14 protein-coding genes are annotated in these 15,372 nt (G+C 41.6%); all 14 read right to left on the reverse strand.

Annotated features, from left to right (window positions below; genetic code table 11):
* Position 1: 1 nt before the first annotated feature.
* The gene (gene fliM, locus BLT94_RS03010; protein ID WP_092230278.1) at positions 2–994 is read right to left on the reverse strand and encodes a flagellar motor switch protein FliM; all 993 of its coding nucleotides are present in this window, start codon (positions 992–994) and stop codon (positions 2–4) included.
* Positions 995–1,001: 7 nt separating this feature from the next.
* Positions 1,002–1,571, reverse strand: coding sequence for a flagellar basal body-associated FliL family protein (locus BLT94_RS03015; RefSeq protein WP_092230280.1), 570 nt, complete (start codon positions 1,569–1,571; stop codon positions 1,002–1,004).
* Positions 1,572–1,916: 345 nt separating this feature from the next.
* Positions 1,917–4,700 carry a flagellar hook-basal body complex protein gene (locus BLT94_RS03020; RefSeq protein ID WP_092230282.1) on the reverse strand — a complete coding sequence of 928 codons (2,784 nt, stop codon included), beginning with the start codon at positions 4,698–4,700 and terminating at the stop codon, positions 1,917–1,919.
* Positions 4,701–4,738: 38 nt separating this feature from the next.
* Positions 4,739–5,851 (reverse strand): FlgD immunoglobulin-like domain containing protein, encoded by a 1,113-nt coding sequence (locus tag BLT94_RS03025; protein ID WP_092230284.1) that lies wholly within the window; start codon positions 5,849–5,851, stop codon positions 4,739–4,741.
* Positions 5,852–5,863: 12 nt separating this feature from the next.
* On the reverse strand, positions 5,864–7,648 hold the full coding sequence (locus BLT94_RS03030; protein ID WP_175530254.1) for a flagellar hook-length control protein FliK: 1,785 nt from the start codon (positions 7,646–7,648) through the stop codon (positions 5,864–5,866).
* Positions 7,649–7,884: 236 nt separating this feature from the next.
* Positions 7,885–8,520 carry a MotE family protein gene (locus tag BLT94_RS03035; RefSeq protein ID WP_092230289.1) on the reverse strand — a complete coding sequence of 212 codons (636 nt, stop codon included), beginning with the start codon at positions 8,518–8,520 and terminating at the stop codon, positions 7,885–7,887.
* Positions 8,507–8,965 (reverse strand): flagellar export protein FliJ, encoded by a 459-nt coding sequence (gene fliJ, locus BLT94_RS03040; RefSeq protein ID WP_092230291.1) that lies wholly within the window; start codon positions 8,963–8,965, stop codon positions 8,507–8,509. The genes BLT94_RS03035 and fliJ overlap by 14 nt, the downstream gene beginning before the upstream one ends.
* A gap of 23 nt (positions 8,966–8,988) precedes the next feature.
* Complete coding sequence (locus BLT94_RS03045) at positions 8,989–10,323, reverse strand: FliI/YscN family ATPase (protein ID WP_092230293.1); 1,335 nt, start codon at positions 10,321–10,323, stop codon at positions 8,989–8,991.
* Entirely contained in the window at positions 10,320–11,303 is a 984-nt protein-coding gene (locus tag BLT94_RS03050; protein ID WP_092230295.1) for a FliH/SctL family protein, read from the reverse strand. Before BLT94_RS03050 ends, BLT94_RS03045 begins: the two co-directional genes overlap by 4 nt.
* Complete coding sequence (gene fliG, locus BLT94_RS03055; protein WP_092230297.1) at positions 11,290–12,318, reverse strand: flagellar motor switch protein FliG; 1,029 nt, start codon at positions 12,316–12,318, stop codon at positions 11,290–11,292. Before fliG ends, BLT94_RS03050 begins: the two co-directional genes overlap by 14 nt.
* Positions 12,319–12,320: 2 nt before the next feature.
* A complete protein-coding gene (gene fliF, locus BLT94_RS03060; protein WP_092230299.1) occupies positions 12,321–14,036 on the reverse strand; it encodes a flagellar basal-body MS-ring/collar protein FliF in 1,716 nt (571 codons plus the stop codon).
* 82 nt (positions 14,037–14,118) lie between these two features.
* Complete coding sequence (gene fliE / locus BLT94_RS03065) at positions 14,119–14,412, reverse strand: flagellar hook-basal body complex protein FliE (protein WP_092230301.1); 294 nt, start codon at positions 14,410–14,412, stop codon at positions 14,119–14,121.
* A 14-nt stretch (positions 14,413–14,426) separates the two neighbouring features.
* On the reverse strand, positions 14,427–14,924 hold the full coding sequence (gene flgC / locus BLT94_RS03070) for a flagellar basal body rod protein FlgC (protein ID WP_092230302.1): 498 nt from the start codon (positions 14,922–14,924) through the stop codon (positions 14,427–14,429).
* A 3-nt stretch (positions 14,925–14,927) separates the two neighbouring features.
* Positions 14,928–15,341, reverse strand: a complete 414-nt coding sequence (gene flgB, locus BLT94_RS03075; RefSeq protein ID WP_092230304.1) for a flagellar basal body rod protein FlgB — start codon at positions 15,339–15,341, stop codon at positions 14,928–14,930.
* Between the last annotated feature and the right edge of the window lie 31 nt (positions 15,342–15,372).

A 15,372-nucleotide genomic window follows, 5' to 3' on the forward strand; every position in this document is an offset into this window, starting at 1 on the left:
CTTATCTCTCACAATCGGTTATTATTCTATCTTTTATTTGAAACGCCTGGAATCCTCTTTGAACTCCCACATATCCCGTCATTTTTTCCAACCCGTCAATATAACAACTCAGCGGTTCGCTGGCATCCTTATCCAATTGAATGACATCACCCGGCTGCATATAAATCAAGCGTTCACCGGTAATTTCAGTTGTACCCAATCGAATCTTCACATCAACCCTGGATTCCAAAATGACTTCCTTTATCATTCTTCGCCAATTTGTATCTACTTCTTCAGCCTCGGTCTGAACACCTGAAGACAATTTGCGTCTCATGGGTTCAATCATGGAATAAGGGTAACACACCACCAGATTACCGGCAGACTGCTCAAGCTCAATCTCAAACCTTGTTACAATAACAAGATCCGTCGGCAGAACAATGGCCGTAAACTGCGGATTCATTTCCGACCGGATCAAAGATGCCGTGACCGGCTCAATGGGGGCCCAGGAAGCTTCAATATTTTTAAGGACCGCCAAAACCGCCTTTTTAATCATCACCTCTTCAATCCTGGTGAATTCACGCCCTTCAACCCGGGCTTTGCCAAGGGCTTCACCGCCAAAAAACGTATCAATGAGATTGTATACGAGCTGACTTTCAAACACGATCAGGCCGTGTCCTCTTAAAGGTTCCAGCCGAAAAACATGCAGACTTGTCGGAACCGGCAAACTCCTTACAAACTCAGAAAATTTTAATGTGTCAAACGGATTGGCGCTGACATCTACGTTGGCTTGAAGCAAAGTGGATAACGTGGCGCGAACTTCCCTTGACAGCCTTTCATTGATAACATCAAAGGTGGGCATTCTTGCCCGCACAACCTTGTCCTGACTGGTAAAATCATAGGCAGATATCCCTTCAACCAGCTCAGGGGTGACTACATCTGTTTCAGTTTCAACATCGCCTGAATCCAATCCGTCCAACAGACTGTCAACTTCGTCCTGTGATAATATTTCACTCATAATTTAATCACTGCATTATAAAGTATGTAAAATAAATATTGCTGACTGTGGGCTTTGGAAAAATTGAATTAATCCGTTTGAGCAAAGCATATTTGAGCAGAATTTTGCCTTCCGGGTTCCTCAACAAAAGCCAGTCCATCTCTTCCACCTGACCTGTAATAATTTTTCTGATCCTGTCCTGCGTTGTATAAACCTGATTTTTGTATTGAGGATCTGTTAATTCCAAAGACATTTGAATACTGATCAGGCCCATGGCAGAATTTGCTTTGAGTTGAATACGCTCAAAAGGCTCAAGATCAACAACATCTTCAAAAACAACTTCATTTTCCCAAACCGCTTCCGGCAGACTATCATTAGAAGACGTCATTGAATTTTGAACATCCTTGGCGCTTCCTTTTAAAAAAAACAGCAGAATACCAGCAATAATAATTATCAGAAAAGACAAAGATGCGGCAATGATAAGGATTGTTTTTTTGTACCCAAAAATCCGTTTAAACATTTTTTTGAAAGATCTCTTCTTCACCTCAATTGTATTTGAGGAATCCTCCAAAGCATCATCTAAAATATCTTCAGCCAAATCAGCTCCTGATATGAACAGTTAAATAGTTTTGCTGCATGCTTCAAAAACAAAGCAATCCTTGTGCCAGTAAGAATATATTTTTCATATTTTCCAATGTCTAATATTTTACAATATCACGGTTAAGAAGGATGCATTACCGGGCAGTATAAATACGGTAATCAAAATTTGCAAAGTATTTTATTTTCCTGTCAATCCTTAAGCATAAAAACGGTTAAAAAACAGAAAATGAAATAAAAAAGAAAAGCTAAATGCCAATTAACCGTTAAACCGTCAAAAAACCGACAGCGGGAACAAAAAATCAATCTCTTTGTTCCCGCTGTTTTGTTGATTATGCTAATGTGCTTACCGTTTCATTTGAATAACGGTTTCCATCATAGCATCAATAGTTGTAACGGTCTTTGAGTTAGCCTGGAACCCCCTCTGGTTGCTTATCAGGGCCACAAATTCTTCAGAGATATCAACATTCGACATTTCAAGGGAATTGGGGGCAATGGTGCCCAGACCATTCTCACCCGGTTTGTTTGTAATTGCACCGCCACTGTCCCGAGTTTCCATGAACAGGTTTCCGCCTTTATTAAACAGACCGTAATTATTTAAAAATTTAGCCAGACCAACACGGAACAGAGGCATAAGCTGGCCATTGGAATACACGCCGGTCATGATCCCATCAGATGAAACGTCTACACCCTGAAGATCACCGGCTGAATATCCGTCTGCATCCTGAAACACAGTGGACGAGGATTTTGAATATTGGGTGGTGGACAATGAATCGTTTACAAAATTTCCCTCCTTGTAAACGGTTCCCATATCAAGGGCTATATCATTTTCAGTGGAACCGTATTCTCCCCCCAGAAAATCGGTTGTAAAGCTGAAATATCCGGACTGCTCGATATTATTTTTATCGATTTGTGTCCATGCCGTGGACCCTAGTATGTCAAAATCAATTTCACTTCGGTCCTCATACGAATGGGCACTTACTCCGAATTTTAAGGGATCATCAAACACGAACCGAATATCATCATTGTCTGAATCATTTCCTGATCCGTCAAGATCAATAACCACCTCGTTCTGATCCCCCTTTAAAGTGGCATTCTCATATTCCGCAGGCGGGACGTCCGGGTCCACACGGAAAACAAAATGGGTGCCGGCATCAAGATCTCCCACCCCTACTGCTCCGCCAGCCGATAGATCACACGAAATATCCGGTTCAGCATCCTCGTCAAAATAAATATCAAATGTCAGGGGATCTGTCATATCGATAGCTGCATTGAGGTATTCCCTCGGCGGTGTCGGATCCATAGTAAACGAAATTGAATTGCCGGCATTGTCTGCCGTCAATGCCGATCCGAATGTGTACTGGACGGTTGTAGCACCGGCTGCATCATTATAATAAATATCAAATACAACAGTTGCATCGTTACTCTCAACCGTATTAATTTCTATCATTGCATTGCCGACTGCTACAGGCCCCGGTGGTGAAGGAGCCGGTGATGTCAGAGACCATTGATCACCCAACCAGTATAAGGTTGGTGATACAGTCGTTGCAATGGCGCCTTCAGTACCTTGTATGATACTCATGGAGGGATCATTTGAGGGAACAAAGTCATAGGTATTGATAAAATCTTCCTCCTTTATGCCATCATTCCAATCCCAGTTTGCACCATCATATCTCAATTTCATATCGGCAACCATTGACAGGCCTTCCGGATTCAGTACCTCCGTTGTTGCTGAATCGGTCGACAAAGTAGTAACGCCATCCGATTTTGTTATGCTTTCGCTTGCCTCGGAGATCAGGAGATCTTTAGCATCCGCAATCTCAGGATTGCTCCAATACCATTTCCCGGTGCCTCCTACATTGGGGTTCCAGACAATGCCCAGGCCGCTGGAATCATGAGTCATCACACTGGGGTCGTTTATTTCCAGGGTGGTATTGTCATTGACCGTGTCCCCGAAATATTTGGTTCCTTCAATGCCCTGTGTGTGGAGATCATTTTTGTTGTTAATATCAAACCCAAAGGAGTCGGTTGCCACAGCAGGCTGAGTAAGCTTGATCTTAAGATCCGGATCCGTCTGTGTAGGTGATGTCTGATTCAGTACCAGATGAATTTCCTGGTTATCCGAATAAACGATGGTGGCCTTTTCATAATTAAGCGGATTACTACCCACAAAATCCCAGGAGGAACCGTCAAACTCAAACTCAAACCCATACCCGTCATCGGCCAGTTCATCATAATTAAGGATTTGATAATCAATCATTTCCGTTGTATTCACCCCATTGGTCTGAAAATTTCCAAGCCGCCCTGTAAATTCACTCATCGTAATATCAAGAATATCCCCACTGCTCTGGCTGAAGGTTATGGTTCCCCTTGCCAGCAGCCCCTTACTGTCCGTTCCCTGGACGGAATTTCGTTTATCTTCCTCAGGATTACAGGTCACAATGTATTCCCACTCCGTGCCTGACTTTTTATCATAATAAATGGAAACATCATGAGTACTTCCCAAAGAGTCATACACTTTGACAACAGTTGGATACTCATAATTGTTCGCCGCCATATAAATTTCTTCACCACTGTCCCAGTTATTGGACAAAACAACGGAATTACTCGCGGCATCGGCATCCAGATTGGTTATGGCAGTAATGGTTGAACTCTTTTTAGGCGGACTGGTAAAGGCATTTAAAACAAGATCCTTGATTGCCCCCACATCATCCCCGGTTTCTTCATCAAGCTCCCATCCCTGAACAACATATCCTTCAGGGTTTACCAATTGCCCTGTCTTATCAAAAAAGAAATTGCCGGCCCGGGTATAAAATGTATTGTCAGAATTTGACTGACGCATTATAAAAAAGCCGTCACCGCCAATGGAGAGGTCCGTGGTATTACCGGTGGACTCGAATGATCCCTGAGCAAAATTCTGTGACACACTCCCGATGGACATACCACGCCCCACCTGCCCCGAACCGGCCTGGGTCGCCACACTCTCGTACAGGGTATCGGCAAAGGCTGACCGCCCTTTTTTAAACCCGATGGTATTTAAATTGGAAATATTATTACCCACAACCTGCAGGGCATTTCCCATATTTTTCAAACCGCTGGTACCTGTAAAAAGTGAACTTGATAAAGACATAATCCCTCTCCTATTTATTTAAACTCAACAATGTTGATTTAATTAATTCCTGTAATGGACGATATGGCAGCCAGTCTTCCTGAGTCGTTCAGCACAAGATATTGAGTGCCGTTGATATATTTAATGCCTGATACTTCATCTGATACGGGATTTTTTACAAGCCCGGCATCTGTTTGTACGGTATAATAGTATAAGCCGTCAGACACTTTTTCCCCGGAGTCTGCAACTCCATCCCACTGAACCTTATTTTCTCCGTCAGCCGTATCATCGGAAGCCAATTGGATTGTTCTGACCAGCTCGTCGGATGCGTCATATATTTTTACGATTGCATTTTCCTGTGCATCCAGATGAAAGGCTAATTCTTCACCAGACACCGCACCATCTTCAACCAGTACAATGGGAAGATCGGAACTTACTGTTTTGCCCAGGTAGCTTAAGGCCGAGTCTGCAGATCCAGATTCAATAGCCTTTCCGGCGTCAGACACTGCAGTCAGTGACTGGGGATCAAGAAGCACACCTTGAACAACCAGATAGGCCTTTCCGTCATTGTATGCAACGCCTTCAACCGTTCCGGTAATGCTTGACGGTACTGTAGCATATCCATATCCGGCATTGGCCATGACACTATATTTATACGATCCGTCTGCAACGGCGTTACCGGCATTATCCGTACCATCCCATGCAATGGTGTGAGAACCTGAACCCTGCTGTCCTTCAAGCAAGGTTTTAACCGTATTTCCATCCGCATCCGTTATGGTGATCATGACATCTGCAGACTTGTCAAGAGCATAAAATCCACCTGATACGCTTCCTTCATCCACAGTCATTGCATCCACATTACCGGTGACCTGTTTTCCGATATATCCCATAGCATCACCTTCCGAACCCTCGCCATAAGCCTCGGTAAGCCCGCCCATAGATTCATTTATATTGATCAGTTGTTCAAGTTGAGAAAATTGCGCAAGCTGAGCGGAAAAATCCGCACCATCTTGTGGATTTAAAGGATCCTGGTTCTGAAGCTGGGCCACGAGCATGGTTAAAAACGTATCCCGTCCAAGAGCATCTTCTTTTTCGGTTTTTCCTTTTTCACTTGATTTATAAGAATTTGTAATTTGATCAAGTGAACTATTTCCCGTGGATATAACTGACATAATAATCTCCTTTTATGCTACAAAATGATGTAACCCGTCCCGGTTTAAGGCATCAACAAGGCTTATGGGATCATTTATGCCTTCACCATCAACAACGCCCAACTGTTTTCCCCTGTTCCGCTTACCAGAATTTCCAGCCTGATTTCCGGCATCTGCCATGGATTGCTTAAAGTCACTGTTCATATCAACATCAAATTGTTCAAGATTCACACCGGAATTTAAAAGAACGGTCCGAAGCTCGCTTACATTTGAAGTTAAGATTTCCTTTGCAGCAAGACTCTCGGTCATAATACTGACCTTCATGCTGTTTCCGGTGTTGTCTATGGTCATCATCAGCCGTCCGAGTTCCTGAGGCTTTAATTGAATTCTTAATATATTTTCACCCTGGTTGATGGCACGGACAAGGCTTTTTTGTACCTGGTGAGTGACATAGGTCGGCAAATTCTTAAAAGATGATTTTGTCTTTATTATATTTAAATTGGACTGTGTCTCGTTTGTTTTAACATCTGAAGTTGAAATCTGAGCCTGATCGGAAAACTTTGCATTCTCGGACTTCATTTCTTTTGATTGACCATTCACATCAACACCCCCGGCTTTCTTTGAACTCAAAAGAGACTCCATTTCTTTAACCGCCTCATTTAGTTTTGGGTCTGTTGCAGGATTGATTTTCTCATTGCCTGACACCAGCAATTTGTTCTTGATTTTATTTTTTATTTGCTCACATGAAAATTCAAAGGCACATGTTTCTGCTGTTTTATTTTCCAACTCCACTCCCTTGAATAAGTTTTTAAAAAGGTCCAAGGACTTTTCATTGGCCATCGGCTTTTGATCATTTTGATTTGCAACTTCCGCAGGCGCTTGCTGCTGTGATATCTTGTTGCGCAACTTTTCCAGGGAACTGACAAAGTCATCAAGGGTAAGGGGTATTTTTTGGGATTCACCCTGCTCAAAACTTTTTCCATCAAAAAAAGATGCAGATCCCTTAGAAGCAAACGATGATATTTTGGATTCACCCTGTTCGAGTCCTAGTTGTTTAAACAATTGCCTGAAATTACCATCGCCTTCACTGGTTTCATACTTATTTTGAGTATAAAAAGACTTTTTCTGAAGTTCTTGAAGATTTTCAAGAATAACATCAAGACTGATGCCCTTATTGCCTTTACCGGCTTCAGTTAATATTTCCTGTGTTTTTTCCCTGGGAATACCCAATGAATTGAAAATGGATTCTAAAAAAGGGAGTGCCGATATTTCAAGAAAATTTTCCTGGTCAGTATTTGTCTTTGTTTCTGACGCTTCTTCAAAAGGAAGCTCAAAAAGCTTATCAAAAAGCTCATCCAGGGTCAAATCCTTGTTTTCGAATTCTTCTGAAAGCTCGGCTATAAAATCATTGATATCCTTTTCCCTAAACCCGGCTTTCAACAAGATTTTTTTCAAGGCTTCAAGGCCGTCAGCATCTATTGAACCGGTTTTCAAATCCCCATTTGACAACATTAAAAACATCTTTTTCAATTCAACAACAAAACCAAACCCTTTATCCTGACTCAATTTTTCTGATAAATGATTGATTATTTTATCCGAATCCATGGTTTTCCCTAAAGGATTTACCTGTACATGATTTGACTGAGCCAGAATTTCTTTTTCAAGGCGCTCAACATTTCCAAGTGCCGTGTTTAACTTTTCATCAAACAACTGGCTTTGAGAACCGGTACTATCAGTATTCGACATGACGTCCCCGGAATGATCCGGTTGAACCATGTTTGAAAAAGAACTGCTGACATCTGTAAAAGTAAAATTCATAAAACACCTATAAATAGTTTTCTTTATGCTTGTTAAATTAGCAAAGATCATGCCACCACCCAATAAATATTTATTATCGTTTTAATTCAATGTGTTATAAAAACTTATAACTTAAGTATAAGGTTGTTTTATGATTTTTTTGGAAGTTATTTCCCAACTAGGCAAACTTCATGGGAAAATATTACCGGATGATAACAAATAGGAGGGAGAGGAGGAGAAAAATTGCCTGTTTTTTGCTATTTTCTTTTAAAGGCAAGACGTTCGCTGATTTTAGCTGCTTTTTCACTGTCCACAAAAGTCAAAATTTGGGAAGCAGAGGCTTCGCGCATTCTTAAAAAGATTTCCTGAGCGACTTCAAGATTCATTTTATCAACAATCTGGGCGGCATTTTTCGGTTTCATGCCGGCATACATTTTGACAAGCCTTCCTATCTTGGCCTCATAAGCAGCTTCTTTTTCCAGGTCTTTCTGAGTTTTCTTTTTTGCAAGAAGTGCCATATCCGCTTCGATCTGCTGCTTTAATTTTTTTAGACTTTCAAGTTTCTCGTCAATCTGTTCTTCATATAATTCAAGTTCTTTTTTCTCTTGTAATTGTATTTTTTGCTGTTTTTCAATCCTTGTTTTTTTTTCTTCAAGACCCCGCAAGACAACTTTTGCAGGATCAGGACACTCCGGGCATTCAGGACACGGCTTTTTTTCAACTGAATCATTACCCGTTTGAGCCGCATCATTTTTTTTTTGTTTATCATCTGCAGCAAAGGCATAACTTCCACTGACAATAGAAAAAATATTTTGGGTATAAAAAGCACTGAACACAAAAGAAAACAACAAATAAATAGTAATAAAAACCACACCCTTTTTATATTGTTTCATTGGATAATTTCCTTGCCGTTTTTATGGATGAAATCTCATCTAACTCTTTTTGTTCGATTTTTAAAACTTCCTGAGTATATTCATCTTTCAATTTCTCCCGATAAAGTTCCATTGCCTTTTTATCAACACTTCTTTTTTTTAACTCTAATAATTTTTCTTGAAGAATCTTCTTTAATTTGATTTTTCTTGATTTTTCATCTTTAATGCTGCTCTCAACTGCATTCAGGTATTGATGATGCAGCCTGAATTCAAAAGCATTTACCCCGTTTGCCACAATACCTTCAATCTTTTCAGATTTTTGATCATAGGTCTGTTTTAAATAAGCGATTTGTTTTTCGCAATTTTCAACATCCATGCTTGCTTTTGCTGTATTTTGCCGGGCAACCTGTTCCAGATATTTTCTATAATTGAGCAATGGTTGTAATTTAAATTCAAATCGTTTCATTGGCTATTCTTAATTGGTTACTCTTATTTTATTCCCACGGCTTTTTTTAATCCGTTTACACTGGACGGCATGTCTACTTTTCTCGTCATATCCTGCCTTAAAAATTGAATGATCCCCGGCATCAAGCGTTTTGCCTCATCAATATCAGGGTCAGATCCATCCACATATGCACCAATGGTAATCATATCTTCCGCACTTCTGTAGGATGATAAAACATTGACCGCTTTATCCCTTACAACCACATGATCTTTTCGGCTGACATCCCTCATGACCCTTGAAACACTGGCAAGAACATCAATGGCCGGATAATGCCCCCGGTTGGCAAGATCCCTGGACAAGACAATATGGCCGTCAACAATGGATCGAACCGTATCCCCCACCGGATCATTTAAATCATCGCCCTCAACCAGAACCGTATAAATCCCTGTAATTGATCCCCCGTTTTTAATATTCCCGGCCCGTTCAAGCAAGATCGGAATCTGCACAAAAAATGACGGGGTATACCCCTTGGATGTCGGAGGTTCGCCGGCAGCAAGCCCCACATCTCTTGAGGACATGGCATAACGTGTGATGGAATCCACCATCAACAATACATTTTTACCCCTGTCCCTGAAATATTCGGCAATGGTGGTGGCAAGATAAGCACCTCTCATCCTTACCAGGGGAGGAGAATCAGAGGTTGCCGCAACCACGACAGCTCTTTTTATCCCTTCTTGTCCCAATGTATCCTCAATAAAATCTTTTACTTCCCTGCCCCGCTCACCAATCAAACCAATGACGATCACATCCGCACTGGTATGCTTGGTCATCATTCCCATTAAAACACTTTTACCCACCCCGGAACCTGCCATTATAGCTACCCGTTGACCTTTGCCAAGCGTTATCATACTGTTGATTGCCGCCACACCCACATCCAGAGGTTCTTTAATCTGTTCTCTTTCCAGGGGACTGATGGGTTTTCCATACAAACCATACTCATGAGTGTACTCAATCTCTCCCTTACCGTCTATGGGGATTCCCATGCCATCGACCACTCTTCCCAGCAGTTGATCTGAAACACCCACAACCGAAGATGCCGAAATGGGAATGATCCTGCTGCCAAGACTGATTCCCCGGATATCTCCATAGGGCATAAACAAGGCTTTTTCCTTTTTAAATCCAACAACTTCAGCTTTTACTTCCAGGCCATTAGAATTAACAATACTGCAAAGACCGCCAATGCCCAATCCCAGGCTGTCCCCTTCCGCAATCAGGCCGATCACCTGGGAAACCCTTCCCTCCGGCCGTATCGTGACGCATTGATCCAAAGCCTTCGTGTATTTATGAAAATCAATTTTATCTAAGTGTTCCAAGGTCATTTCGTACCTGCGGTTTTAAATGCGTCAAAAATAGCATCAAGCCTTGATTCAAGATCCGTTGAAACAAAGCCCGTATTTGTTTCAATTTTACAGCCGCCCCTTTTAATGGTGGGATCTGATCTTATGGACACGCTGTTTAACGAATCAATCTGCTCAAAAAATTCATCCTTGATCATTTCAATATAGTCATAATCTTCCAGGGACACGCTTAAAACAACTTCTTCCGGCTGGACAAGGGTTTTTAATGTGTCCAGGATCAGGGGCTTTATCATTTCATCATCAATGTCCAGCCGGGCCATGATCGCTTTTTGGGCAATCTTTTGAATAAGCGCAATAATTTTTTCTTCATACTTTTCAACCAGCAGATCCAACGTCTGATCTGCTGTCTTCAATGACGCTTCCAAAGCATTTAAAATTTCAACAGCCTTTTCCCGAATTTCTTGTTTCCCTTTAACTTCACCTTCTTTAAACCCTTTTTCAACTCCCTGCTGATGGCCTTTTTCACTTCCTTGGGCTTCTCCTTGTTCAAATCCCTCGGCCTCGCCCTTTGCAAAGCCATCTTCATACCCCTGTTTTTGCCCCTGCAGTATGCCTTGTTCAAGCCCTTTTTCAAACCCCTGCCTATATCCTTTTTCATCAGCTGTTTCCACAGGCTCAGGGGGTTCTTTCTCTTTCTCTGATAAGGGATGCTGTTCTTGATCATCCATCTCGTTATTGATCGCCTCTTTTTCAAGAGAATCATCTTTTTTTTTAATCAAAGGGTTGAAAAAGATGTCGTCCCGTTCCTTTTCAGCATCATAAATCGCTTTAAATTCAAAGGCTTCTTCTTTTTCCAACTTTGGCTTTTCAAACAGCATCTTAAAACGATTAAAATCCGGATCCGACTCATCTGATTTACTTGAACTTTCTTGATCAAAGCGTTCCAAGGAGTTCAAAGTCATGGGCGAAAACTGATCACTCTCTTTATCAGACAAGGACATCGTCTTTTCCTTTACCCAGCGTTATGGTGCCGTCAGCTTCAAGCTCCTTGGCCGAACGAACAACTGCCTGTTGGGCCTCTTCCACTTCTGCCAGACGAACAGGGCCCATGGACTCAAGGTCATCTTTAAGCATTTCACCGGCCCGCTGGGAAAGATTGGAAAAAATCTTTTCTTTCATTTCATCGGTTGCGGTTTTAAGAGCATATGTCAACTGCTGGCCCTCAACTTTTTTGAGAATCTCTCGCATTGCCGAATCATCAATCGTTGTCAAATCTTCAAACACAAACATCAAGTTGCGAATATCATTGGCCATTTCCGGATTGTCCTCTTCGACAAAACTCATGACCACATCTTCTGTTGATTTGTCCACTCCATTGATAATATCAACCAGCACCTGCAATCCGCCGGCTTTTCCACCAGGCCCCAAAGCACCGGAAAGTTCAAGTCTCAATGCCTTGTCAACATCCCTGACAACATCTTCTGAAATCTGACCGAGTCTTGCAATTCTCACTGCCACATCTCCTTTTAAATCTTCGGGAAGAGCCATCAGGATGTCCGATGATATTTCAGACGGCATGTGGGCAAGGATCATTGCAATGGTTTGAGGATGTTCGCCTTCCACATAACCGGCAAGGGTTCCCACATTAACATTCCGGCTCCAGATAAACGGCTTGTCCTGTTTTTTCTTCTCAAGATCTTCAAGAAGGGCGTCTGCTTTGCCGCCTTTTAATGTTCTGTTAACGACATTTTTGATAAAAGAATCGCTTTCAATGATCATTCTTGATTCGCCTTCAAATCTCTCAACAAACTCAATTGAAACCGCTTTTAACATTTCCGCAGAAATCTGATCAATTGACGACATTTCAAACGCAAGGTCACCTATTTCCCTCTCACTCATTCTTTCAAATACTTTGGCCGTGTATTCCTCTCCCATAATCATCAGAAAAATCGCTGCTTTTCGAGGACCGGACAGACTTTTGGGATCAAAACTTTCAGATTCTAAAGCATCAGCCATAATTAGTCTTCCTCTTTCGTTTTTTCGATCATCCAACCCTTAATAATATTAACTGTTTTATCAAAATCTTTTTGGGCATAATATCTTGCTTTTTCATCGATCGGCATATTACTAAGATAAACAGCCCGTTCTGATGAACTCATTTCCTTGAGAAACGTTTCTTTCTGATCTGCGGTCATCAGGTTAATGTATTCTTTTTGCTGAGAGCTATCCATTTCAATGAATCCAAGCTCTTTTTCCTCATCATCCGCAATCAGGGCCAAATCTTCCGGTTCGGGCAAAGCCTCCTGTTCAACCGTTGTCTTGATCTCCTTCACGGTTTTTATAATAGGACGAATGACAAAAAGGAACAACAACACTACCAGGAGCAGGTTTGCAATAGTTCGGCCATACTCTTTTTGAACCATTTTAAATCCGGTCATCATCGGCTCTGATTCAATTTCAGCAATAGAGGCAAACGGAAAACATTCCATGGATACCTGGTCACTTCTCTGTTCATTATACCCCATTGATTTAATAACAATATCTTGAAACTGCTTCATTTCTTCAGGCGATCTTGGCAAATACACTTTTTGTTTATTTCCGCTTTCGTCGGTTTTGTATTCATACTTTCCATCAATAACCGCAGCAACTGAAAGACGGGTTAAAACAGCCATGGGCTTTCTGGTCTCCCTGACCCGTTTGCTGATTTCATAATTAAATGTATCATCCCGTTTATTGACCAGCTCATTGTTCTGTTCACCTGAAAGGCCTTGATTTCCTACAATGGGATTTACACTGGACGGCGTAGGGGTTTCTTCTGAAGTTGTCGTGACTTTTTCCGCACGATTTTTACGGCTCCGGACAAATTCTCCACCCCGTTCAAACGGATCATAAATCTCTTCATTCATATCATTTTCTGAAAAATCCATTTCAGAGGTGACCCTTACAATGGCCTTATCCTTTCCAACGATTCTTTCAAGCATGGTCTGGATTCTTCGGGTCAGGTTTTCTTCAAACCTGACTTTATATTGATATTGAGCATCCGCCATATTCCGGGCCGTTATCTTGGCTTGTTCCGCTTCGGATTTGCCCTCAAAAAGAATTCTGCCGGCAGTATCAACAATGGTGATAAGTTTTGGTGTTAAATCCTGAATGGAACTTGCCACCAAATGGGCAATGGCCGTAACTTTCTCTTTTTCAAGATCCGAATTAAGCTCCAGTAAAATGGATGCGGACGGTTTTTTTACTTCTTCCACAAACACAGACTCTTTGGGCATTACAATCATTACACGGGCCGTCTTAACTTCATCAAAGGCGCTTATGGTTCTTGCAAGTTCGCCTTGAATGGCTCTTTTTTTATTGATCTTCTGCACAAACTCGGTGGTTCCGAACTCCGTCTTGTCAAAAATTTCAAACCCGACCCCCCCGCCTTTGGGAATCCCCTCTTTTGCCATTGAAAGCCGGACATCATAAACAACGGCTTCCGGCACCATAATAGTGGTTCCATCCCCGGCAAGATGATATGGGGTATTGGATGCCTTGAGCATGTCAACAACGGATGCGGCATCCTCTTTTGTAAGGCCGCTGTATGCGGTCTTGAACTGGGTCTTGTTTGTCCAGACAAACAAGGTGGTAAACCCCGCTACAAGAACCATTGCAAAAACTCCCAAGGCAATTTTCCTGGAAAGCGGCATTTCTTTAAATGTAGTAATTATTCTTTCAATAACAGGATTCATAACATTGTATCACTCCGTCTGACTGCCAAGGGCAGACTTGACATTGCTCTCTGATTTACCCAACATCTAATACATAATGATCTTAGACCTGCATCCGCATGATTTCATTATATGCAGCCATAGCCTTATTTCTGACCTGTGCAAGGATTTTCAAGGATGTATCAGCTTTTCCAAGAGCCATCATTCCTTCATGGATTCCCATTTCCCCCTGGATCACTTTTTCAATTGAATCATCCGCGATGTGCTGTTTTGAATTCACATCCTTAATGGCCTCTTCCATTCTCCGGGCAAATTCAGGATTGCGCCTGCTGATTCTATCAGGCAATGTCTCTGTATTTAAAGAAATTTTATTGATACCATTTATCCCGGTCATCATGATCTTCCTCCTGATTATTTACCTATTTCCAGTGCTTTTAAAATCATATCCTTTGTAGCTGAAAGTGCTGTCGTACTGGCCTCATAACTTCGCTTGGCCACCAGCATATCTGCAATCTCCGTCAAATGGTCCACATTGGGCATTTTCACATACCCTGTATCAGGATCAGCATCAGGATGGGCCGGATTATGAACCAGCCTGAAATCTTCCTGGGACCTAATAATCTGCTCAACCCTTACACCGCTACCACGGTTCTGTTGTTTTTCAGAATCAAACTCAATGGGTGAAAATTCTATCCCTGATTTATGTTTTTTATGTTGTTTTTTTTCAATCACACTTTTAAAAGAATCAATATCATCACCTTTAAAAACAACCATTTTTCTTCTATACGGGCCACCTTCTCCGGTTCGTGTGGTATCCACATTCGCAAGATTTTCTGAAATTACATTTAATTTGGTTCGATGGGCTGAAAGAGCTGTCCCGCTGATTTTTGAAGCAGTTAAAAGGTCCATGAATTATTTACCTCCCTCATCAATAGAATAGTGCAATATTTTCATTTTTCTCAGTAACATTTCCGTTGTAGTCCGGTATTTAATATTATTCTCCGTAAGATTCATCATTTCCGTATCAATATTCACGGAATCCAAATGGTAAATATCCACAGCGTCACTGTTTTCCCCGTTCATGGCAAAGGAAGGATCGTCATCATCCGTTGACAAATGCATGGGATGAGTCTTGTCCAGAAAATCAGGTTCTTTTTCACCCATGACCCGTTTAAGCGTTGAGTTAAAATCAAGATCTTGGGGTTGATATCCTATGGTATCCATATTGGCGATATTGCCTGCAATCAAATTATGCCGCCGGGCTGATACATCCAGAGCTGTCTCAATCACCTTTGATGTGTGCCCGAAAATTCTTGAATCCGCCATTTTTCCTCTCATCATAAATTAACTAACAATA

The organism is Desulfobacula phenolica (assembly GCF_900105645.1).
GTDB classification, from domain to species: Bacteria; Desulfobacterota; Desulfobacteria; order Desulfobacterales; family Desulfobacteraceae; genus Desulfobacula; species Desulfobacula toluolica.

Excerpts from the sequence above, each read along its gene's own strand:
- fliG (WP_092230297.1), bottom strand. The coding sequence starts at position 12,318 with ATGGCTGATGCTTTAGAATCTGAAAGTTTTGATCCCAAAAGTCTGTCC.
- fliE (WP_092230301.1), bottom strand. The coding sequence starts at position 14,412 with ATGATGACCGGGATAAATGGTATCAATAAAATTTCTTTAAATACAGAG.
- BLT94_RS03025 (WP_092230284.1), bottom strand. The coding sequence starts at position 5,851 with ATGTCAGTTATATCCACGGGAAATAGTTCACTTGATCAAATTACAAAT.
- BLT94_RS03050 (WP_092230295.1), bottom strand. The coding sequence starts at position 11,303 with ATGTCCTTGTCTGATAAAGAGAGTGATCAGTTTTCGCCCATGACTTTG.
- fliJ (WP_092230291.1), bottom strand. The coding sequence starts at position 8,965 with ATGAAACGATTTGAATTTAAATTACAACCATTGCTCAATTATAGAAAA.
- flgC (WP_092230302.1), bottom strand. The coding sequence starts at position 14,924 with ATGGACCTTTTAACTGCTTCAAAAATCAGCGGGACAGCTCTTTCAGCC.
- BLT94_RS03020 (WP_092230282.1), bottom strand. The coding sequence starts at position 4,700 with ATGTCTTTATCAAGTTCACTTTTTACAGGTACCAGCGGTTTGAAAAAT.
- fliF (WP_092230299.1), bottom strand. The coding sequence starts at position 14,036 with ATGAATCCTGTTATTGAAAGAATAATTACTACATTTAAAGAAATGCCG.
- flgB (WP_092230304.1), bottom strand. The coding sequence starts at position 15,341 with ATGGCGGATTCAAGAATTTTCGGGCACACATCAAAGGTGATTGAGACA.
- BLT94_RS03030 (WP_175530254.1), bottom strand. The coding sequence starts at position 7,648 with ATGAATTTTACTTTTACAGATGTCAGCAGTTCTTTTTCAAACATGGTT.
- fliM (WP_092230278.1), bottom strand. The coding sequence starts at position 994 with ATGAGTGAAATATTATCACAGGACGAAGTTGACAGTCTGTTGGACGGA.
- BLT94_RS03035 (WP_092230289.1), bottom strand. The coding sequence starts at position 8,520 with ATGAAACAATATAAAAAGGGTGTGGTTTTTATTACTATTTATTTGTTG.
- BLT94_RS03045 (WP_092230293.1), bottom strand. The coding sequence starts at position 10,323 with ATGACCTTGGAACACTTAGATAAAATTGATTTTCATAAATACACGAAG.